21 protein-coding genes are annotated in these 19,398 nt (G+C 70.7%); 10 read left to right on the forward strand and 11 right to left on the reverse strand.

The window, feature by feature from the left end; genetic code table 11:
* Nucleotides 1-29: 29 nt before the first annotated feature.
* From pstS to I2W78_RS14020, 4 genes are all read right to left on the reverse strand, one after another.
* Nucleotides 30-1,754, reverse strand: coding sequence for a phosphate ABC transporter substrate-binding protein PstS (gene pstS, locus I2W78_RS14005; protein ID WP_196460018.1), 1,725 nt, complete (start codon nucleotides 1,752-1,754; stop codon nucleotides 30-32).
* Nucleotides 1,751-3,307 carry a phosphate ABC transporter permease PstA gene (gene pstA / locus I2W78_RS14010; RefSeq protein WP_196460020.1) on the reverse strand — a complete coding sequence of 519 codons (1,557 nt, stop codon included), beginning with the start codon at nucleotides 3,305-3,307 and terminating at the stop codon, nucleotides 1,751-1,753. Before pstA ends, pstS begins: the two co-directional genes overlap by 4 nt.
* A 106-nt stretch (nucleotides 3,308-3,413) precedes the next feature.
* Nucleotides 3,414-4,472: a phosphate ABC transporter permease subunit PstC gene (pstC, locus tag I2W78_RS14015; protein WP_196460022.1), complete on the reverse strand. Its 1,059-nt coding sequence runs from the start codon at nucleotides 4,470-4,472 to the stop codon at nucleotides 3,414-3,416.
* A gap of 134 nt (nucleotides 4,473-4,606) precedes the next feature.
* Nucleotides 4,607-4,999: a hypothetical protein gene (locus tag I2W78_RS14020; protein WP_196460024.1), complete on the reverse strand. Its 393-nt coding sequence runs from the start codon at nucleotides 4,997-4,999 to the stop codon at nucleotides 4,607-4,609.
* Between the two features lie 489 nt (nucleotides 5,000-5,488).
* Here I2W78_RS14020 and I2W78_RS14025 point away from each other — a divergent pair, with 489 nt between their 5' ends.
* Nucleotides 5,489-6,823, forward strand: a complete 1,335-nt coding sequence (locus I2W78_RS14025) for an MFS transporter (RefSeq protein WP_374222664.1) — start codon at nucleotides 5,489-5,491, stop codon at nucleotides 6,821-6,823.
* A 194-nt stretch (nucleotides 6,824-7,017) separates the two neighbouring features.
* On the opposite strand, the gene I2W78_RS14030 is transcribed toward I2W78_RS14025, so the two are convergent.
* Together I2W78_RS14030 and I2W78_RS14035 are read right to left on the reverse strand one after the other, a co-directional pair.
* A complete protein-coding gene (locus I2W78_RS14030) occupies nucleotides 7,018-7,641 on the reverse strand; it encodes a 2'-5' RNA ligase family protein (protein WP_230885440.1) in 624 nt (207 codons plus the stop codon).
* A gap of 14 nt (nucleotides 7,642-7,655) precedes the next feature.
* Complete coding sequence (locus I2W78_RS14035; RefSeq protein WP_230885441.1) at nucleotides 7,656-9,131, reverse strand: XRE family transcriptional regulator; 1,476 nt, start codon at nucleotides 9,129-9,131, stop codon at nucleotides 7,656-7,658.
* A gap of 344 nt (nucleotides 9,132-9,475) precedes the next feature.
* Between I2W78_RS14035 and I2W78_RS14040 the strand changes: the two genes are divergently transcribed.
* From I2W78_RS14040 to I2W78_RS14055, 4 genes are read left to right on the forward strand one after another with little or no spacing between them, the layout of a single operon-like run.
* Nucleotides 9,476-9,736 carry a hypothetical protein gene (locus I2W78_RS14040; RefSeq protein WP_196464842.1) on the forward strand — a complete coding sequence of 87 codons (261 nt, stop codon included), beginning with the start codon at nucleotides 9,476-9,478 and terminating at the stop codon, nucleotides 9,734-9,736.
* Nucleotides 9,736-9,960 (forward strand): hypothetical protein, encoded by a 225-nt coding sequence (locus I2W78_RS14045; RefSeq protein WP_196460027.1) that lies wholly within the window; start codon nucleotides 9,736-9,738, stop codon nucleotides 9,958-9,960. The genes I2W78_RS14040 and I2W78_RS14045 overlap by 1 nt, the downstream gene beginning before the upstream one ends.
* Entirely contained in the window at nucleotides 9,957-10,310 is a 354-nt protein-coding gene (locus tag I2W78_RS14050) for a DUF6415 family natural product biosynthesis protein (RefSeq protein WP_196460029.1), read from the forward strand. Before I2W78_RS14045 ends, I2W78_RS14050 begins: the two co-directional genes overlap by 4 nt.
* The gene (locus I2W78_RS14055; protein ID WP_230885442.1) at nucleotides 10,307-10,504 is read left to right on the forward strand and encodes a hypothetical protein; all 198 of its coding nucleotides are present in this window, start codon (nucleotides 10,307-10,309) and stop codon (nucleotides 10,502-10,504) included. The genes I2W78_RS14050 and I2W78_RS14055 overlap by 4 nt, the downstream gene beginning before the upstream one ends.
* 167 nt (nucleotides 10,505-10,671) lie before the next feature.
* Here the strand turns inward: I2W78_RS14055 and I2W78_RS14060 are convergent, their stop codons facing one another.
* From I2W78_RS14060 to I2W78_RS14070, 3 genes are all read right to left on the reverse strand, one after another.
* The gene (locus I2W78_RS14060) at nucleotides 10,672-11,127 is read right to left on the reverse strand and encodes a nuclear transport factor 2 family protein (RefSeq protein WP_196460031.1); all 456 of its coding nucleotides are present in this window, start codon (nucleotides 11,125-11,127) and stop codon (nucleotides 10,672-10,674) included.
* 144 nt (nucleotides 11,128-11,271) lie between these two features.
* A complete protein-coding gene (locus I2W78_RS14065) occupies nucleotides 11,272-12,951 on the reverse strand; it encodes a hypothetical protein (protein ID WP_196460033.1) in 1,680 nt (559 codons plus the stop codon).
* 200 nt (nucleotides 12,952-13,151) lie between these two features.
* A complete protein-coding gene (locus I2W78_RS14070; RefSeq protein ID WP_196460035.1) occupies nucleotides 13,152-13,814 on the reverse strand; it encodes a PH domain-containing protein in 663 nt (220 codons plus the stop codon).
* 146 nt (nucleotides 13,815-13,960) lie between these two features.
* Between I2W78_RS14070 and deoC the strand changes: the two genes are divergently transcribed.
* From deoC to I2W78_RS14085, 3 genes are read left to right on the forward strand one after another with little or no spacing between them, the layout of a single operon-like run.
* Entirely contained in the window at nucleotides 13,961-14,911 is a 951-nt protein-coding gene (gene deoC, locus I2W78_RS14075) for a deoxyribose-phosphate aldolase (protein WP_196464551.1), read from the forward strand.
* 6 nt (nucleotides 14,912-14,917) lie between these two features.
* Nucleotides 14,918-16,348 carry an aldehyde dehydrogenase family protein gene (locus I2W78_RS14080; RefSeq protein WP_196460036.1) on the forward strand — a complete coding sequence of 477 codons (1,431 nt, stop codon included), beginning with the start codon at nucleotides 14,918-14,920 and terminating at the stop codon, nucleotides 16,346-16,348.
* Nucleotides 16,341-17,225, forward strand: a complete 885-nt coding sequence (locus I2W78_RS14085; RefSeq protein ID WP_196460037.1) for an aldehyde dehydrogenase family protein — start codon at nucleotides 16,341-16,343, stop codon at nucleotides 17,223-17,225. The genes I2W78_RS14080 and I2W78_RS14085 overlap by 8 nt, the downstream gene beginning before the upstream one ends.
* 89 nt (nucleotides 17,226-17,314) lie before the next feature.
* Here I2W78_RS14085 and I2W78_RS14090 read toward each other — a convergent pair whose 3' ends face one another.
* On the reverse strand, nucleotides 17,315-17,911 hold the full coding sequence (locus I2W78_RS14090) for a class I SAM-dependent methyltransferase (RefSeq protein WP_196460038.1): 597 nt from the start codon (nucleotides 17,909-17,911) through the stop codon (nucleotides 17,315-17,317).
* 117 nt (nucleotides 17,912-18,028) lie between these two features.
* On the opposite strand from I2W78_RS14090, the gene I2W78_RS14095 reads away from it, so the two are divergent.
* Nucleotides 18,029-18,526, forward strand: a complete 498-nt coding sequence (locus I2W78_RS14095) for a DUF2975 domain-containing protein (RefSeq protein ID WP_196460039.1) — start codon at nucleotides 18,029-18,031, stop codon at nucleotides 18,524-18,526.
* Entirely contained in the window at nucleotides 18,526-18,750 is a 225-nt protein-coding gene (locus tag I2W78_RS14100) for a helix-turn-helix domain-containing protein (protein WP_196460040.1), read from the forward strand. Before I2W78_RS14095 ends, I2W78_RS14100 begins: the two co-directional genes overlap by 1 nt.
* 105 nt (nucleotides 18,751-18,855) lie before the next feature.
* Here I2W78_RS14100 and I2W78_RS14105 read toward each other — a convergent pair whose 3' ends face one another.
* Nucleotides 18,856-19,257: a hypothetical protein gene (locus I2W78_RS14105; RefSeq protein ID WP_196460041.1), complete on the reverse strand. Its 402-nt coding sequence runs from the start codon at nucleotides 19,255-19,257 to the stop codon at nucleotides 18,856-18,858.
* Nucleotides 19,258-19,398: the final 141 nt, after the last annotated feature.

Consider the following 19,398-nt stretch of genomic DNA (forward strand, 5'->3'; position numbering starts at 1 on the left):
CCCCCGTGTCCGTACCGTCGGCCATCTCATCAGAACTCCCCCTTACGGCGGGTGCGCGCCGCGAGGGCCCGCGCGGTGAGCGGCGGTCCGACGACCACCGCGACGAGCAGGACCGCCGACAGCGCCATCAGGGCGCCGCGCAGCCCGAAGGCGTCGCCGGAGGCGAGGCTGACCGGGTTGGCGGCGACGGAGGTGTCGCCGGTGCCCGTGCCGTCGCCGCTGACCAGCTGGCCGGTGTCGGGGTCGATGACGCCGCCCGACGAGGCCCCGCCGGACGCGGCACCCTCGGTGGCGTCGGGCTGCCCGTCGCCGTCCGTGTCCGCACCGCCGGTGCCGCCACCGGAACCGGCACTGCCACCGGAACCCCCGGTGCCGCCGGAACCGCCGTTGCCGCCGCCGGTGGAGCCGGAGCCGCCGGAGTTGCCGCCGCCCTGCGCGCCGGGCTTGACCGGGGTGTCGGTGCCCACGGCGCCCGCGGTGCCGTCACTGCACTGCGTCGGGCCCTTCTTGTCGCAGGCCTTGGGCATCGGCGCGTTCTTGATGAGGGTGTTGGTGCCGCCCGAGAAGGTCGGGTTGCGGCACTCGTTGATGTTGATGGAGCCCGTGGGGGCGCCGGGCACCTTGCGGAGCTGGTCGAAGCCCGCCTCGACGAGGTTCTTCGGCAGCGGCGAGTAGCCGAGCTGGTCCGCCTGCTGCTGGCCGTCGCAGAGGAAGTAACGGCCGAACGTACCCAGCGAGTTGCCCTTGGCCTTGGTGAAGCCGGCCTCCTCCTTAGTGGGCAGGATCATGTAGCTGTAGCTGGACAGCGGGTAGGTGCGGGGGTCGGCGTTGCGGTAGACGCCGTCCAGGATCTGCGTCAGGTAGTTGACGGACCGTTCGTTCTTGTTGATCTCGGCCTTGGTCAGGGCCACCGCAACGCTGGCCGCGGTCGGCTCGACGTAGTAGTTGTCCTTGTTGAGCACCTTGGCCACCGGGAAACCGGTGTTCTTGGCGTACGAGTACTCGACGTAGGTGATGGCGCCCTCACCGGACGGCTGGCGCACATGGCCGGAGACGCCGAGCGAGCCGGACTTGGAGACCATCGCGGAGCCGCTGAGCAGCGGGTAGTTGGAGGTCATGCCGCAGTTGCCGCTGCCGCGCCCGGTGCGGCCGCAGTAGCTGCTCCAGATGGACCCGTGTTCCTTGGCCATCCAGGTGGTGAACTGGGCGCTCGTACCGGAGCCGTCGGAGCGGACGACCGGGACGATGGCGCGGGCCGGCATGTTCAGGCCGGGGTTGTCGGAGCGGATCGCGGGGTCGTTCCAGCGGGTGATCGCCCCGGTGAAGATCTTCGCGACGGTGGCGCCGGACAGCCGCAGGTTCGTGACCATCTTGCCGTTGATCTTGAGGTTGTACATGAACGCCGTACCACCGGCCACGATCGGCATGTAGGCGTAGCCGCGCCTCGGCGGCTGGTCCGTGATGCCCTGTTCCTTGAGGCCGTAGGGGATCTCGGAGACCGCGAAGTCGACGGTGTTGTTCTTGAACTGCTCACGGCCCTGGGAGGAGCCGTTGGCCGTGAAGTTGACCGTCATGCCGTAGTTGGCCTTGACGTTGCGCACCCACTGTTGGACGGCGTTGGCGCTCCAGGTCGACCCGGAGCCCGTGATCTTGGCGTAGGAGGCCGCTGCGGCCGGCGGTGTGTGGACGGCGAGCAACGCGCACAGCAATGACAGCACGGTGGCCGCCAGACGGAAACGAGTGGCGGGTCTCACGACGAACTCCCGGGTTGTGGACGGAACGGGGCGGGCGGAACGGAGGGCTTCGCGGCGGCGGAGGGCTTTACGTCGGCGGAGGACTTCGCGGCGGCGGAGGGCTTTACGTCGGCGGAGGACTTCGCGGCGGCGGAGGGCTTTACGTCGGCGGAGGACTTCGCGGCGGCGGAGGTCCTGACGTCGGCGGAGGCCCTGACGTCGGCGGAGGACTTCGCGGCGGCGGAGGTCCTGACGTCGGCGGAGGCCCTGACGTCGGTCGAGGTCCTGACATCGGCGGAGCCCTTCACGTCGATGGGGTCGGCGTCCCTGGACGCGGCGGCCCGCGCGGCCGTGGGAGGTGCCGCCCGCCCCGCCCGCGCGGCGAAGCGACGCGCGTCACGCTTCGACGCGAGGACCCGGCGATGCTCCTGGCGGCGCGTCAACTGCCCCGGCCCACGGCCGCCGACGATCCGCGCGGCGACGAACAACAGCAGCACCAGCGCCATCAGCAGGGACGCCGTACCGAAACCGCGCGAGACCATGGTCGGCTCGGGGGACTTCACGAACTCGAAGGTCGCGAGCGGCAGGGAGACCATCGGGCCGTGCAGCGGGTCGAGGTTCAGCTCCGAGGTGAAGCCGGCCGTCAGCAGCACCGGGGAGGTCTCGCCGATGCCGCGCGCGGTGCCGAGGATCACCGAGGTGGTCAGGCCCGAGCGGCAGGTCGGCAGCACGACGTGCCAGGCGGTACGCCAGCGCGACGTACCCATGGCGTACGACGCTTCCCGCAGCGTGCCCGGCACCAGCCGGATGACGACGTCGGCGGCGCGGATGATGATCGGCAGCATCATCACCGACAGCGCGAGCGAGGCGGCGAAGCCGGACTGGTCCAGGCCGAGGCCCAGGATCGCGGTGGCGTAGATGAACAGGCCCGCGACGATGGACGGCAACGCTGTCATCGCCTCGACGATGGTGCGCACGAACCGGGCGAATGGGCCGGGCACCTCGTTGAGGAACACCGCGCAGATCAGCCCGAGCGGCACGGTGATCACCAGCGCGATGACGATCATGATGAGCGTGCCGGCCGCGGCGTGCAGGGCACCGCCGACGCTGAGCGGCTCCAGGGGGCCGGCCAGCTCCATGTCCTGGGTGAAGAAGTTCAGATGGACGAGCGCCTTGCGCCCCTCCACCAGGGCGTACACCACCACGATCGCGAGGATGGCCACCAGCAGGATGCCCATCGACCGCACCACGGCCGCCGCGATCCGGTCGACGACGGCCGGTCCGTCCTCGTCGAAGGAGACCAGCAGCGCGTACAGCAGCAGGAAGAAGCCGTACGCCATGACGACGAAGCCGACCATGCCGTTGAACGGGAGCAGCCAGCCGAACAGCAGCCAGGTCAGCGACAGCGCGGCGGCCGCGGCGCCGACCATGGCGTACACGTCGGTGTCGCGCAGCGAGGACAGGGCGCGGCGGCGCTCCCCGCCGGGGTCGGCGGAGAGCGGAGGGCCGGGCAGCGTCGTACGCGGACGTCTCGGCGCCTGACGCGCGCCGGGCGCTTCAGGGGCAACGGTCATGGTCGCTCTTTCCTGTGTGGGTGCGGGCGGCCGTGCGGGGGTGGAACCGGGCGGTGCGGGGTGGGGGTGGGTGCGGGACGGGCCGCGAGAGGGAGGCCGACCGGCGTCAGGCGTCGCTCGCCGCGCCGGAGCGCGATCTGGCGACGATGGACGAGGCGGCGAAGTTGACGATCAGCGTCATCACGAACAGCGCGAAGCCGGCGGCCATGAGCGCGGACATGCCGAACTCGCTCGCCTCGCCGTAGCGCAGGGCGATCAGCGAGGAGACCGAGCTGGTGCCGGACTGCAGCACATGCCACTGGATGTCGAAGGTCAGCGAGATGATCATGAACACGGCGATGGTCTCGCCGAGGGCGCGGCCGAGGCCCAGCATGGTGCCGCCGATCATGCCGCCCTTGCCGAAGGGCAGTACGACGCTGCGGATCATGCCCCAGCGGGTCGCGCCGAGCGCGTAGGCGCCCTCCCGCTCACCGGCGGGGGCCTGGGAGAAGACCTCGCGCATGATCGAGCAGATGATCGGCGCGATCATCATGCCGACGACCAGGCCGGCGATGAACGTCGAGGACGTGTAGATGCTGGCGGACGCCAGCGGGTCGTTGGGGTCGGCGCCCTCCACGTCGAAGACGGGGATCCAGCCGAAGTAGGTGGAGATCCAGCGGGCGGTCGGCAGCACCTTGTCCTGGAGGAAGAACACGCCCCACAGGCCGTAGACCACCGACGGTACGGCCGCCATCAGGTCGACCACACTGATCAGGCTCTGGCGCAACCGGGGCGGAGCGTACTCGGAGATGTACAGGGCCGCGCCGGTGGCGAGCGGTACGGCCACGCAGACCGCGACGATCGCGATCAGGATGGTCCCGACCAGCACCGCGGCGATACCGAACCGGCCCGCGTCCGGCGCCCATTCGGCCGTGCTGAGAAACGACCACCCGGCGCGGTCGAGCGCGAGCCACGCCCGGTACAGCAGGAAGCCGCCCACGAGCAGCATGACGGCGAGCACCAGGCCGCCGCCGGAGCGCAGGACCGCGCGGAACACACGGTCGGGCAGGCCCGGATCGGCGTACAGGCGCCGGGGGAAGTCGGCGGCCGCGTCGACCGAAAGAGCGGCCCGCGACCCGGGTACGGGCTCCGCGGCGGCTAGTTGCGGCTGTCTCTTCTTGAACAACACACGTTCGACGCTCCTGGGGCCTGATTGACATGCCCATCCCGATGCGTAAACGACGGGTGCCCTAGGGGCAACTTCCGTTACAGATACACGCGCATACCTCGTCCACACCGCACGCACGACTGCCGAGCCGTCTAGTCATCCCATAACTCAAGGCTCACCGCCCCCAGTTCGGGCAGCATCGCGCGGAAGCGCTCGTACGAGGCACGACAGGTGGCGTGCCGTTCATACGTCCGCGCCGACCCGGCCAGATGCCGTCCCGTCCGCTCCCAAACCGCCCAAACCCAACCGCCACCCTCCGAACTGTGCTGCACGCCACCCTCCATCTCGGCATGGCGCGTACACAGCCGCACGAAGTCGGCGCGGCACCGTGCATGCGTGTCGTGCGCGGTCAGCGACACCGCGACCGGTCTGCCGTTCGGCGCGACCAGCCGCCAGCCGAATCTTCCCTGGCTGTCGATATCGATCTGGCATCTCACACCGGCCACCGCGACGACAGGTCTTGCCGTCCCGTCGGACTGCTCCATGTCCCCACCCCCGCCGCCCAAAGGAAAAGGAAAACCCGCAGGTACGGGGGTATGGGCGGCACGAGCAATCTACTGAGAGGCGCGTGATACCGCCCGGACAAAACTGACTGGCGGTGCCACGCTTCACGTCGAAGTATCCCCTTGGACACCCCTAGGACAGCCAACGAGAAACCGCTCACCACCAACGCAGGACAACGCTGTCATAACGGACGCCACCGCCCCCTTGCCACCCCGCGCGCAAGACTCTTCCCCACACACAACATCCCCACGCTGCACGCTAGTGTTCGCGCAGCGAGTGACTTACGAGGAGCGAAGACATGGTCGGTCGTCCGAGCACGCGTTGATGTCTGAGGCCGTGAGCGGCCTGTCATCGCGTGCTGCCCTTGATGCGCGGCACAGCGAGCCTTCCTTTCCCGCTGCCTGAAATGGTCGGTGCACCTGTGGTGCGCCGGTTGGCGGGTCTCGTCTCCGGTCACCCGAGGAATCCCTGTGCCGTCCTCCTCTTCTTCCTCTTCCGCCTCTCCTTCCTCTTCCGCCGCTGTATCCGATTCCGCTCGACCTGTTCCGTCAAGCCTGTGGCGGGACGCCGACTTCCGCAGGCTCTGGCTCGGCCAGACGGCCTCTCAACTGGGCGAACACGCCAGCCTGGTGGTTCTGCCGCTCTTCGCCGTCCTGACGCTCAACGCCGGTGCCGACCAGTTGGGCGCCCTGCGCGCGGTGGGGCAGGCGCCGATCCTGCTGCTGTCGCTCTTCGTCGGCGCGTGGGTGGACAGATGGCGGACCCGCACGGTGATGGTGCTGACGGACGCGGGTCGGGCCCTGGCACTGGGCGCCGCCGCCGTGGCCGGTCTCGTCGGGGGGCTCGGCCTGTCCGCGCTGCTCGTGGTTGCCTTCGCCGTCGGCGCTCTGTCCGTGTTCTTCGACGTGGCATACCAGGCCTCTCTCGTACGGCTGGTGAAGCGCGATCAGTTGGTGCGGGGCAACAGCGCGCTCGAGGGCAGCCGGTCCGCCGCGCAGATCGCCGGTCCCGCGCTCGGCGGCGCGTTGGTGTCCGTGCTGTCGGCGCCGATCGCCGCCGCCTCCAGCGCGGTGTTCTTCGCACTGTCGTTCCTGTCGATCCGCCGGATCGGTCGCCGCGAATACGTCCCGGAGCGCTCGGAACGACCTCCTCGAATCCGGCGGCAGATCCATGAGGGCCTCCGCTTCGTCGCCGGCGACACCTCATTGCGGACCGTGTGCCTCGCCTCAGCCGCCTTCCAGTTCTTCTTCGCGGCCGTGATGACCGTCTACCTGCTGTTCCTGCCACGGGACCTGCACCTGTCGGGCACCGCCGTCGGGCTGGCGCTCGCGGCGACGGGGCCGGGCGCACTCCTGGGCGCGCTGCTGGCCGCCCGCCTACCGGCCCGCTTCGGACATGGCACTGTGCTCGTGTCCGCCGCAGCCCTCGGCGACGGCGTGTTCCTGCTGGTGCCCGCACTGCACGGCACCTCTGCGGTGACGGTTCCCGCGCTCCTCGCGGTCAACTTGGTCTTCGGGACCTTCAGCCAGCTGGTGAACGTCACGGTCATGGCCGTCCGTCAGACCGTCACTCCGGACGGGATGCAAGGCCGCGCGGCCGCCACGATCAACTTCGTCGGCATGGGGCTGACCCCGCTCGGCTCGCTGCTCGGCGGCTTCCTCGCGGAAGCGTGGGGGACGCGCACCAGCCTCCTGGTAACAGCCGCAGGCATGCTGCTGTCTCCGGCACTGATGGCCCTGTCCCCCCTCGCCCGCCTGGGCCGGACACTCCCCACCCCACCGGAGCCTCCGGTCCCACCTGCGTGACGGCTTCTCTCGCCGCGACCGGCCGACACGACGCCGTCAGCGGACGTACCTCACGGAAAAGGCTCCGTAACCCGTGCCGGTGCGGCGGCGCGCCGGGGTCACCGGGCGGCAGGGTGACCCGGATGGTCCTGGCCTCGGCAGGCACCGGCCCGGCCGGGCCGCAGGCATGAGCAGCCAGGCGGGCCTCTGCTGTGCTACCCGAGCGGAACCCTGGCGAAGGACTTCCACTCGTACATGTAGTCGTCGCGGTGGATCACGATGAGTTCCGCTGTCGAGATGCGGGCCCGAGCGGGTGCGGCTTCCGACTCCGACAGGGTTTGGTAGATCGGAGACGCGGGTCCGTCGCTTGCGCTGTAGGCGACGGAGACATGCGGGGTGAACCCTTCGGCCTTCTCGGGTACGTCTCCGAGGACGTCGCCGATGGCCGCGCGGATCGAGTCCCTGACCGCGCGCACCGGCCCGTCCGGGTGGACGTGCAGCAGTACGGCTTCCGGATCGACGACCGCTGGTCCGATCTTCAGGTCGAAGGCGGGCACGCCGGCCAGGCGGATGCGCGCAGCATCGGCGACGGCGTGGACGTCGGCTTCCTTGACCTCGCCCACGAAGCCGATGCCCTGCATGGTCAGGTGGAGCCACTGATCGGGAATGGGAGTGAGGATGTCCCCGAGGGGCGCGAGCGCGGATCGGTACTCTGCGGCGAGCCGGTGCACGTCACCCTGACCCTCGAAGGTGAGGTGCCAGGTGTAGAAGCGGCGGCCCACGCTCCAGCCGGGCCGCCACCACCAGTGGTTCCGCATCGTCTCGGGTTGAGTCGTCATAGCCCGCGATCAAATCAGGCGGAGCCTTCTCCTGGCGAGAGCGCGAGGTGGCGCGGAGCCGAGTCCAGGCAGAAGTCCTCGATGGCCGCGCGCAGGCCGATAGCTGCCCTCCCGGAGCTGTGGGGTCGGGCGGCGTCGAGCGGCAGTTCGCCCAGCCGCCGCGTTACAGGAGCAAGGCGGTGGCCGGGCGGAAGAGCGAGTACGGGCGCCAGCGCTTCGAAGGCGCCTTCGGCCTCGCCGACACCGAGGTGGGCTGCCGCTTTGCTGATGTGGATCTGAGCCTCAGTGCCGTAGGCCCGTACGGGCTGGGACGCCAGCAGAGCCAGCGCTTGCTCGGCGGCGCACAGGGCGTCGTTCGCCCGGCCGACGCGGAGTTGGACGGCAGCGGCGTAGTTCTGCTGGCGAGCGGGCGCGCAGGAGAAGATCCCGCCGATGTCGTCCTCACCGCTCAAGGTGTCGCGGGCTTCGACGGCGCGGGCAAGCGCCGCCAGAGCCTCGTCCTCGGCGCCGAGTTGCGACCAGGCGTCTGCCTCCTGACAGGCCAGCATCACCGGGACAGTGCCGGTGGATCGGCAGTCGGCGCCGCGCCGGGCGTAGGTGATGGCGTCCCGCAGACGCCCGCCCCAGAACGCGACCTTGGATCGGGTAGACAGGACCCAGGCCCGCACGTCTTTGTGCCCGGACAGTTCGGCGCACAGCGACGCGGTTCGGCCCTGGGTGTCGGCATCCCGGAGGTGCCCGAGATCCGAGGACATCCAAGCGAGCAGCCCGCACAGGTATCCGGCCGCCATGTACAAGTCTGCGGACTGGCGCGGGTACTGGTGGCCTTCGAGGAGGGCGAAGACCCGGTCGCGCAGGGCGCGCGTCCTGACGAAGAGCGGGATCGGGTCGGAGGTGAGGTAGTCGGAGGCGAGCGCTCTGATGTCGGCCATGAGCTGTTCGAGCGCGATGTCACCAACGTTGGAGGCCTCGACCCATTGAGCCCAGGTGGCGGACTCGTCTGCGGCCAGGCGCACCAGTTCGCTGCCAGTCGGCTCCGCTCGTTCCGACGGTGGGGGGAGGACGACGGCCGATGAGTTCCGGGCGGGCTCTGGCCGGCGCAGTATGCGCAGATCGGCATCAGGAAGCGCCCGCCGGTCGTCCAGGTCGAGAAGGTCTTCCACGCGGCACGCGAAGGCGTCTGACATTGCGAGCAGAACGGGCAGGGTGGGACGTCGTGAGGACGGTCCTGGCCACTTCTCCCATTTCCCTACGAGGGATGCGTCGGCCGCGACGATCTGGCCGGCTCGCTCGCTGCTGGCCTGGGTGAACCGGTCTGCCGCTTCTTGCAGGGTCCAGCCATGGGCGTGCCGCCATGCCTCCCTGGGACGCATCCGGTAGCGGGCGCGCATCTCGATTGCGATGTCGGCGACGGCGCATCCTGCGGCTGCCATGTCATGGCGGAGAGCGTCCCGGTCTGCCTTGGAACCGGGCTTGGGACGGTCGTTCATGGGCGGGCTCCCTGCGCGGTGTCGTGAACTCACCGTAGCCGTGGCGTCGCTGAACTGGGCGCTGTCTGCCGCAGGTTGAGGCGCCACAGTGCCCAACGCCTTGTCCAAACACGGCCGTCGTACCAGGTCAGTCGGGGGTGCAGTGTCCAGAAGAGTTGGTCACCGCCGCCCGTGACGCTACGTGCCTCACTTGGAACTGTAGGAGACCAACCGGAGAGCCCACCGGGCAACGGTTACGACAAACCCCGGCGACCGCTCGCGACGGCCCCGGGGACGGCCAACGCTGCAAAGGAGCGTCGACAATGCCATGTGTACCACGGGCCCTCGCAGGCCTGAGAAGTCGCGTGTTCGGGCGGCGCGCGCCCGGCAGGAACGACCGCACCACCCCCGTTCCCGCGATCCCGCCGGACACGACGGGATGCCCGTCCACGGAGATGTGGGGCGCCATCCTCGCCGGTGCGCGGCGCCGCAGGGCCCCGCACGTATGGCAGAACGCCGCGCCCGCTGTCACATCCGATCCCGGGCCCCTGGTGCGCGCCTACGTACTGCCGCCGCAGGAGCGCACTCAGGTCCTGGCCGCGCGCGCTGGGGAGGCGCGGTGGTGATGACGACGTACGAGCCACTGATCGGCGACACCGTCGAGGACACGGGCGCCAGGAAGATCGGCAAGGTGATGGGCATCCAGGGCCCGTACGTGCAGCTGCGCCCGCCCGGCGGCGGCCGGGAGTGGGACGCCCGCCCCGAGAACCTGAGGCCGGTCCCGGTCGGCGAGGCTCTGAGTGAGGGTGTCGCCGCCGCCAACGCCCGCTCCAGAGGGGAGCTGCCGTGACACTGACCGCCGCCCTTCCGCCCGACCCCGCGGCCATGCGCGCCGCGGTCCAACGGGTGCTCGCGCGGGGAGCCGCGCCGCTGTCCGACGAGGCACTGGAGGCGCTGCGGCTCCAGCTGCGCGGGCACATCCAGTTGCTCGGCCCCGAGGTCGAGCGGGCGGCTAGCCGCCTTCCCAGGGGAGACATCCGACGCGAGGTTGCTCTGACCGTCGCCGGGGAGGCACGCATGCGACTCCGACTGGGACCGGGGAGCACCCTCTACGTCCGCTACGCAGTCGTACAAAAGCTCGCCCGCTCGGTCAGTGCCCTGTGCGACCACCACGAAAAGCTGCGAGACGGGACCGGATGATGACGACCACGCGCCCCCTCCCCGACACCGCGGCGCTGTCCGCCGAGTGCACCCTCGCCAAGCGGCCCGGCTACCAGGACCTGCACGGCGAGTGCCGCCAGACCCGCGACATCCCGCTGCCGCACGCCACAAGAGTCCTGCTCCAGCGCCGATGCGGCTGCGCCTGTCACCCCTGGGCAGGGGCCTCCTCGTGACCGCGATCGTCGTCCTGCTGCTGTACGCGGCAGCCATGACCGCTCCCGTCCTCGCCCTGGTGTCGGGTCCCCCACCCGGCGGCGACCGCCGGGTCAGGGTCGCAACCAGGAACGCCCGTCCCGTCGGAGACCACAACCCTCCGGCGGGATGGGTTCCAGGACTTGGCCTAGACCGACAACCGCGGCGGCGTCCCCCGCGTCCACACCACCCGGAGCGACGTGGCGGAGATTCGCCAGCCGTCGGCCGTTCTGACCAGCTCGCTGTCGGCCCGACCGGCGGAGATGAAGATCCCGTCCGAGCCGTCCGCCAGGACGTGGGTGCTCAGCTGGTTGCCGCGCACGGTGGCCCGATCGCCGTCGATCTCGATGACGGCGTCGGTCCCCATGTGCACCGTCCGGTCGAACGGCGCCATCCCTCGCTGGATGTGCTCCAGCAGCGCATCGCGGCCGTGGACGACACCGATGGGCCACTCGGCGGTGACGTCCTCGGTGTGGAAGGCGCGCGCCCATTCCTCGTCGAAGACCCCCTCGTCCAGGGAGTGCAGGTAGCGGCTCATCAGGTCGCTGATGTCGGCCCGGTCGGTCAGATCCCGCAACTGGCGTCGTATCGCTTCGCTGTCCATGCGCAGAAGCCTGTTACCTCAAGCACGCTTGAGGTCAAGGGCCGTCATCGTTCGGCACCACTCAGTCGTCGAGCAGCCGCCACACGGTGACGGCGAGCCCGGACCGGCCACGTACCAGTCCGGCGGGCTCACCGACGCCGATACCTACCGCCACCCCGCGGCCCCGACCCACAACCACACCACCACCGACGTCCACACCACCGCGAGCGCCGCCGACAGCGGCCACAACGGCCGCCCCCGCTCCCGCGCCTCGCTCTCCCCGGTCGGCCGCAGCAGCGGATCGGCGTGCATCGCGGTGAGTTCGGCGGCCAGGGTGTCGTACGGATGCGGTCGGCCCCACCTGCTGTGCAGGCGGCCCCAGTACGGGGCCGACACCGACCAGCTGCCGTCCCGCCAGCGCAGTTTCAGCTGGAACGACTCGCGGCCGGCGGTGCGGAAGTCCTCCCACGGAATGTGGCGCGGCCCGCGCAGGCCGTTCAGCCACAGCCCGTCGCGGTCGGCGGTGACGCGCCAGCCCGACTTCACGGCCAGGCGGTACGCGCCCAACAGGCCGATCACCTCGATGAGCGCCGGCTCCCAGAAGCCGGCGTCCGGATCGGCGAACCAGTCCCAGCACACCCACAGCCCCCACTGCGCCATGAACACGCTGGCCAGCCAGTCCACCCCGCCCGCGCGCCACCGCCGTACCGGCACCACGGTCATCGTCTCAGTGACCGCCTTCCGCAGGTCCTTTTGCCGACGCCCATGAGCCCGCGCTCGTTCCCCGGCCACGGCCAGACGGCGTACGGCAACCTCGGACAGCGGCCGCACCGGGCCCGCCGAGCGTTCCACGACCGGCGGTTCGTCCGTCCCCTCGGCCGCGCTGACCAGCACCGTCTCACCGCCGTCGTACGGGGTGCCGTAGAGGACGGCCTCGCGCACCGGGCCGGGTTCGTCGGCGGCCAAGCGGTCGAAGAACGCCTCCCGCTCCTCCTCGCCGTCCCGGGCCTCGTCGGTCTCGTCGTCCGGCCTCCCCACCTGCATCAGCGCCACCGTGAACAGCGGCCGCAACGCCGTCACGTCGTCGGCCGCGAAGATCTCCGTGTCACCGTCGGCGTTCTCCCGCACCAGCACCCGTAGCACCGGCACCGCCCCCGCCCGGCGCAGCCCCGCGGCGCGCCGTCGACTCAGTGCCGCCGAGGCGAGGACGGACACCGCGAGCAGCACCACCAGCCAACCGATCGCGAGTGCGGCGCCCCGGTCCTCGCCCAGCGTCCAGTGATCAGCAGTGGCGAGGAGTACGGCCCCGCCCGCCCCCAGCACCAGTCCGAGCCCCGCGAGAAACGCCCCGCGCTCCAGCGGCGTTCCGCTGTCGGGCAGCGCGGCGGTCACGCCTCCCGCCGCCGCGCCGGCCACCTCCCGCTGTCGCCGCCGCGCGGCCAACCGCAGGCACGCGGCCACCCAGACGAACGCCAGGCACGCGACGACCGGCAGGTGCACCGCCCACGGCACTCCGGGCGTGACGAGGGTCAGGGCGACGGCGCCGGGAGCGGAGAGCAGTACGGCCTCCGGCCGGGCCACGATCCACACCACCTGCCCCGCCACCAGCGCCGCGCCCCACGGCCGCAGACCGGCGTACAGCGTCAGCGCGCCGGCGGCCAGTACGGCGACGACCACCGCCGCGCAGACGTACAGTGCCCGCCACCGGACCGGCACCCACCTCGGCGGCAGGGCCTGTGTCCAACGGCGGGCCTCGTCCATGTTCCAGGGACGGCAGCCGTCCGGTATCGAGGTGGCGGGCAGCGGCAACGGGAGCGGCCGCCCGGGAGCAGGGTTCGTACGCATGGCTTCCCAGTGGTCAGGGCGGCCTCACGGCCGGTGCGACATCGCAGGCTGAGCAGGCGGAGCAGGCGGAGCATAAGGAAATCGCCGACTGAGCAGCCGAAGCATAAGGAAGGCGACACCCGGCCAGGACCGTCCCCCGCCCAGCGGACCGCCCGCTACCCCACCACCCGCTACCCCACCACCCGCTACCTCACCGCCCCCTACCCCACCGCCAGCAACACCGCCAACAGCACCGCCCCGGCCACCGCAGGCCCCGCGATCTCGTACGCCCAGCGCACGGTCACCTCGCCCTGCGCCGTCCTCACCTGCTCCCGGGCCTCCTGTATCTCGCGCAGGTCGTCCATGATCCGGTCGCTGTCGGCACGGACAGGGCCGTCGGGGACGTCGGCGCGCGCCGACCCGCCGAAGGCACGGCCCTTCTCCTCCCCGGCTGCCACGCGCCGCGCCTCCTTGCGGGCGGCCCGGCTGCGGGCGCGGAGGGAGACGGGTATCGCCCACAGCTGGTACTTGGCGCCGGCCTTGGTGACGACCTCGTTGGTGTAACCGGAGCGCAGGGCGGCGACCTCCCCCCAGGGCAGCACGATCAGGCGGAACGGGTTGCGGATCCGCAGCCCGTCCTCACCGGCGTACACGGCGGGTCGCAGGGTGAAGGCGACGACCAGCGGCACCACGAGCAGCAGCGTGGCGAGCGCCAGCCATGGTGCGCGGCCCCCGCCCATCAGAATCGCGTCCCCGCCGATCCAGGCGGCGAGGCCGAGCAGCAGGGCGCCGCCGACCAGACCCATGTGCGACCGGTAGATCCGGTCCCGGGTCGTGGGGCGCGGAGGCTGCGGCGCTGGTGACTGCTGGTCCGGGGTCGTCATGCCCTCGATTCTGCCCGACGCCACCGACAGCGCCCATGGGCGGTCGCACCGAGGCCGCCCCCACGCTCATGCGCGCACCGATCCGACAGCATGAGCAAGAGGGGGTGTACAGCCGCTACGCGCGTAGATATGCTCGTCTGGTGACCATGCCCACCACTGCACACACCCTCACGGACGTGGCGGCCTCCGACAGCACGCTGCGCCGCTTCCTGCACGGGCTGCCCGGCGTCGACGCGGTCGGCCTGGAGGCGCGCGCCGCTTCCCTCGGCACCCGTTCCATCAAGACCACCGCGAAGGCGTACGCCATCGACCTCGCCATCTCGATGGTCGACCTGACGACGCTGGAAGGCGCGGACACCCCGGGCAAGGTCCGGGCGCTCGGCGCCAAGGCGGTCCATCCGGACCCGACGGATCGTACGACCCCGGCGACCGCGGCCGTCTGCGTCTACCCCGACATGGTGGCCACGGCCAAGCAGGCCGTCGCCGGCTCCACCGTCAAGGTCGCCTCGGTGGCCACGGCCTTCCCGGCCGGCCGCGCCCCGCTCTCCGTGAAGCTGGCGGACGTGCGCGAGGCCGTGGCCGCCGGCGCCGACGAGATCGACATGGTCATCGACCGCGGGGCCTTCCTCGCGGGCCAGTACATGAAGGTGTACGACGAGATCGTCGCCGTGAAGGAGGCCTGCGGCACGTCGGCCCGCCTGAAGGTCATCTTCGAGACCGGCGAGCTGTCGACGTACGACAACATCCGGCGCGCCAGCTGGCTCGGCATGCTGGCGGGCGCCGACTTCATCAAGACGTCGACCGGCAAGGTGGCGGTGAACGCGACGCCCGCGAACACCCTGCTCATGCTGGAGGCCGTGCGCGACTTCCGGGCCCAGACCGGGATCCAGGTCGGTGTGAAGCCCGCCGGCGGCATCCGCACCAGCAAGGACGCGATCAAGTTCCTCGTCCTGGTCAACGAGACCGCCGGCGAGGACTGGCTGGACAACCACTGGTTCCGCTTCGGCGCCTCCTCGCTGCTGAACGATCTGCTGATGCAGCGCCAGAAGCTGGCCACCGGCCGCTACTCCGGCCCCGACTACGTGACGGTGGACTGATCCATCATGACTTTTGAGTACGCACCGGCGCCCGAGTCCCGCGCGATCGTCGACATCGCGCCCTCCTACGGCCTGTTCATCGACGGCGAGTTCGTCGAGGCGGCCGACGGCAAGGTCTTCAAGACGATCTCCCCCGCCACCGAGGAGGTCCTCTCCGAGGTCGCCCAGGCGGGCGAGGCGGACGTCGACCGGGCCGTGCGGGCCGCGCGCAAGGCGTTCGAGAAGTGGTCGGCGCTGCCCGGCGCCGAGCGCGCCAAGTACCTGTTCCGCATCGCCCGCATCATCCAGGAGCGCGCCCGCGAGCTCGCCGTACTGGAGACCCTCGACAACGGCAAGCCGATCCGGGAGACGAGGGACGCCGACCTGCCCCTCGTGGCGGCGCACTTCTTCTACTACGCGGGCTGGGCCGACAAGCTCGACCACGCCGGATTCGGCCCGTCGCCGCGGCCGCTGGGTGTGGCAGGCCAGGTCATCCCGTGGAACTTCCCCCTGCTGATGCTGGCGTGGAAGATCGCCCCGGCGCTGGCGACCGGCAACACGGTCGTGCTGAAGCCCGCGGAGACCACCCCGCTGTCCGCCCTGTTCTTCGCGGACATCTGCCGCCAGGCCGGGCTGCCCAAGGGTGTCGTCAACATCCTTCCGGGATACGGGGACGCGGGCGCCGCGGTCGTCGCGCACCCGGACGTGAACAAGGTCGCCTTCACCGGCTCGACCGCCGTCGGCAAGGAGATTGCGCGCACCGTCGCGGGGACGAGCAAGAAGCTCACCCTCGAACTGGGCGGCAAGGGCGCCAACATCGTCTTCGACGACGCCCCGATCGACCAGGCCGTCGAGGGCATCGTGGGCGGCATCTTCTTCAACCAGGGCCAGGTCTGCTGCGCGGGCAGCCGACTGCTGGTGCAGGAGTCGATCCAGGACGAGCTGCTGGACTCCCTCAAGCGCCGGCTCTCCACCCTGCGTCTGGGCGACCCGCTCGACAAGAACACCGACATCGGCGCGATCAACTCCGCCGAGCAGCTGGCCCGGATCACCGCTCTCGCCGACCAGGGCGAGGCGGAGGGCGCCGAGCGCTGGTCGCCGGCGTGTGAACTGCCGTCGTCCGGTTACTGGTTCGCCCCGACGCTCTTCACGAACGTCACGCAGGCGCACACCGTCGCCCGCGACGAGATCTTCGGCCCGGTCCTGTCGGTGCTGACGTTCCGTACGCCGGACGAGGCCGTCGCCAAGGCCAACAACACTCCGTACGGCCTCTCGGCGGGCATCTGGACGGAGAAGGGCTCCCGGATCCTGGCGGTCGCGAACAAGCTGCGCGCGGGCGTCGTCTGGTCCAACACGTTCAACAAGTTCGACCCGACCTCGCCGTTCGGCGGCTACAAGGAGTCGGGCTTCGGCCGCGAGGGCGGCCGCCACGGCCTGGAGGCGTACCTCGATGTCTGACCGTCTCAGTGTGTTCAAGACCTACAAGCTGTACGTCGGCGGGAAGTTCCCGCGTTCCGAGAGCGGCCGGGTGTACGAGGTGACGGACTCGAAGGGCAACTGGCTGGCGAACGCGCCGCAGTCCTCCCGCAAGGACGCCCGCGACGCGGTCGTCGCCGCGCGCAAGGCGTTCGGCGCGTGGTCGGGCGCGACGGCGTACAACCGCGGGCAGATCCTCTACCGCGTCGCGGAGATGCTGGAGGGGCGCCGGGACCAGTTCGCGCGCGAGGTCGCGGACGCCGAGGGGCTGTCGAAGTCCAAGGCGGCGGCGGTGGTCGACGCGACGATCGACCGCTGGGTGTGGTACGCGGGCTGGACCGACAAGATCGCCCAGGTGGTGGGCGGCGGCAACCCGGTGGCGGGCCCGTACTTCAACCTCTCGTCGCCCGAGCCGACGGGTGTGGTGGCCGTGGTCGCCCCCCAGGACTCGTCCTTCCTGGGCCTGGTCTCGGTGGTCGCCCCGGTGATCGCGACCGGCAACACTGCGGTGGTGATCGCCTCCGAGAAGTCCCCCCTGCCCGCGCTCTCCCTCGGCGAGGTCCTGGCCACCTCGGACCTCCCCGGCGGCGTCGTGAACGTCCTCTCCGGCCGTACGGCGGAAATCGCGGCGCCGCTGGCCGCGCACCAGGACGTCAACGCGATCGACCTGGCGGGCGCGGACGACGTACTGGCCAAGGAGCTGGAGGTCGCCGCAGCGGACAATCTCAAGCGGGTGCTGCGTCCACAGCCTGTGGATTACACCGAGACGCCGGGGATCGACCGCCTGACGGCGTTCCTGGAGACGAAGACGGTGTGGCATCCGACGGGGTCGCTGGGGGCCTCGGGGTCCTCGTACTGACGGGACGTGCCTGAAGGGCCGCGCTTCTGCCTCGGGGCAGGGCGCGGCCTTTCGCGCTGTGTCGCGCCTTCCGCGTCGGACGGCCGGCCCTAGACACGTACCGCGCTCACCAGCGCCGCCGTCGGCGCCATGCGGGTCGGGGGCTGCCAGGTCCAGGTGCGGACGGAGCCGAAACCGGCCGCGTGGACCATGGCCGCGAGGGCGGGCAGGTGGGTGGGCAGCAACTTCTCGTGGGCGGTGATGAGGAGGCGGCCGCCGGGACGCAGGACGCGGTGGAGTTCGGCGAGGGCGGCGGGGACGTCCGGCCAGAGCTGGAGATTGTTGACGGAGATCACCACGTCGACCGAGGCGTCCGGCTGACCGGTGCGGGCGGCGGTGCCGGGGCTGAGGCGGAGGCGGCCGCGTGCGATCAGCGGGGCGCAGCGGCGGCGGGCCATGGCGCGCATGGCCTCGGAGGGCTCGATGCCGACGACGTGGGCCGAACGCTCGGCGGCGGCCGCGAGGCCCACGCCGGGGCCCGGGCCGATGACGAGGACGACGTCCTGTTCGGCGGGTGCGGCGAGGGCGACGGCATGGCGTTCGGTGGCGGCGTTGCCGAGAGCCATGAGCACGCCCCCGAGCCGGCCGAGCGGGCCGCTGGGTCGGCCGAAGCAGTTGGTCAGGAGCCGCCGGGTGATGCTCTCCACGTCCGCATCCAAACACGCGCCGCCGGTCGACGCATGCGGGGACGAAACTGAGCGACACTTGCCTTCACCTATCGAAAATCGATAGATTTCTATCGCACGTCGATTGAAGGAGGGGCGATGGGGCAACTGACGACGCTTGCATTGCGGATCGTGATGGTGGTGCTGCTGGCGGGTTCCGTGTTTGTGCAGGCCGTGATGGTGCCGCTGATGAGGGCCGACCTGGAGGAGGGCGGCACGGAACTGGCGTATCCGCGGGCCGCGTTTCTCGTCGTACTGATCCTGGGTGTCGTCACCGTGCAGGTCGTGCTCGTCTGCGTGTGGCGGTTGGTGACCATGGTCCAGCGGGGCACCGTCTTCTCGCACGCCGCCTTCAGGTACGTGGACATCGTCATCTGGGCCATCGCCGCTGCCGCCGCCCTGCTGAGCATGTTCGGGTACATGCTCACGCCGGGCGAGACCGTCGCGCCGGGCGTCGTTCTGCTGATCGGCGGGGTCGTCGTGGCCGTGCTGGGCGTGGCGCTCATCGTGCTCGTGTTGCGGATGCTGCTGGCGCAGGCCGTCGCGCGGGACGTCGAGGCGACGCGGATGGAGGCCGAGTTGAAGGGGGTGATCTGATGCCGATCGCCGTCGACATCGACGTGATGCTGGCCAAGCGGAAGATGTCCGTGGGTGAGCTCGCGGAGCGCGTCGGGATCACGCCCGCCAACCTGGCCGTGCTCAAGAACGGTCGCGCGAAGGCCGTCCGTTTCTCGACGCTCGCCGCGCTGTGCGAGGTGCTGGAGTGCCAGCCGGGGGACCTGTTGCGGTGGGAGGCGGGAGAGGGCACTCGCGGCGAGTGAGGTCCCGCGCGGCGAATAAGGGCGCTCGCGGCAAGTAAGGACCCTCGCGGCTATTGAGAACCCTCGCGAGTCAGACCCTCTCCGCCCTCCCCCCAACCGCTTTGCTCAGGTCAGCAATCCCGTCGCCTGCCCCGCCACCGGGATGGTCCCGACCGACTGCGCCTGCGCGACCGGGCCGGTGAGCGCCTGGGAGGTCATCGGCTTGAAGTCGGCCAACTGGGTGCCGACGCCGTTGTCGAGGGGATCGACACCGGTACCGGCGAGGGGGTTGGGCTTGAGACCGGCGACCGGGCCCACGACATACGGGACGGAGCCGGTGAGGGCCGCCATGCCCGCCTCGGGGTTGATTTTTCCGAGGGAGGTCGGGCGGGTGTGCACCTTGCCCAGGATCGACTCGGTGTCCGCGACGGCCGGTGTCGCGGTCGCGCTCAGGGCCGCACCCGCCGTGGCGAGCACGGCCAGGGCGCGCCGGGTGGTGGGCTTGAGGGGGGAGTCGTGTCGGGCCATCGTTGGTGCCACCTTGCTTGCTTGTGTGCGCTGAGTAATCAGGTCAACACGTAGGGTAGTTGAAGCTGGACGGGTGCTTCAATCAGCGACCCGCTCGCGAGCTGTTCACCGCAACCAGGTGCACCACGGCTTCGAACGGCG

It is taken from the genome of Streptomyces spinoverrucosus (genome assembly GCF_015712165.1).
In the GTDB taxonomy this organism is placed as follows: Bacteria; Actinomycetota; Actinomycetes; order Streptomycetales; family Streptomycetaceae; genus Streptomyces; species Streptomyces spinoverrucosus_A.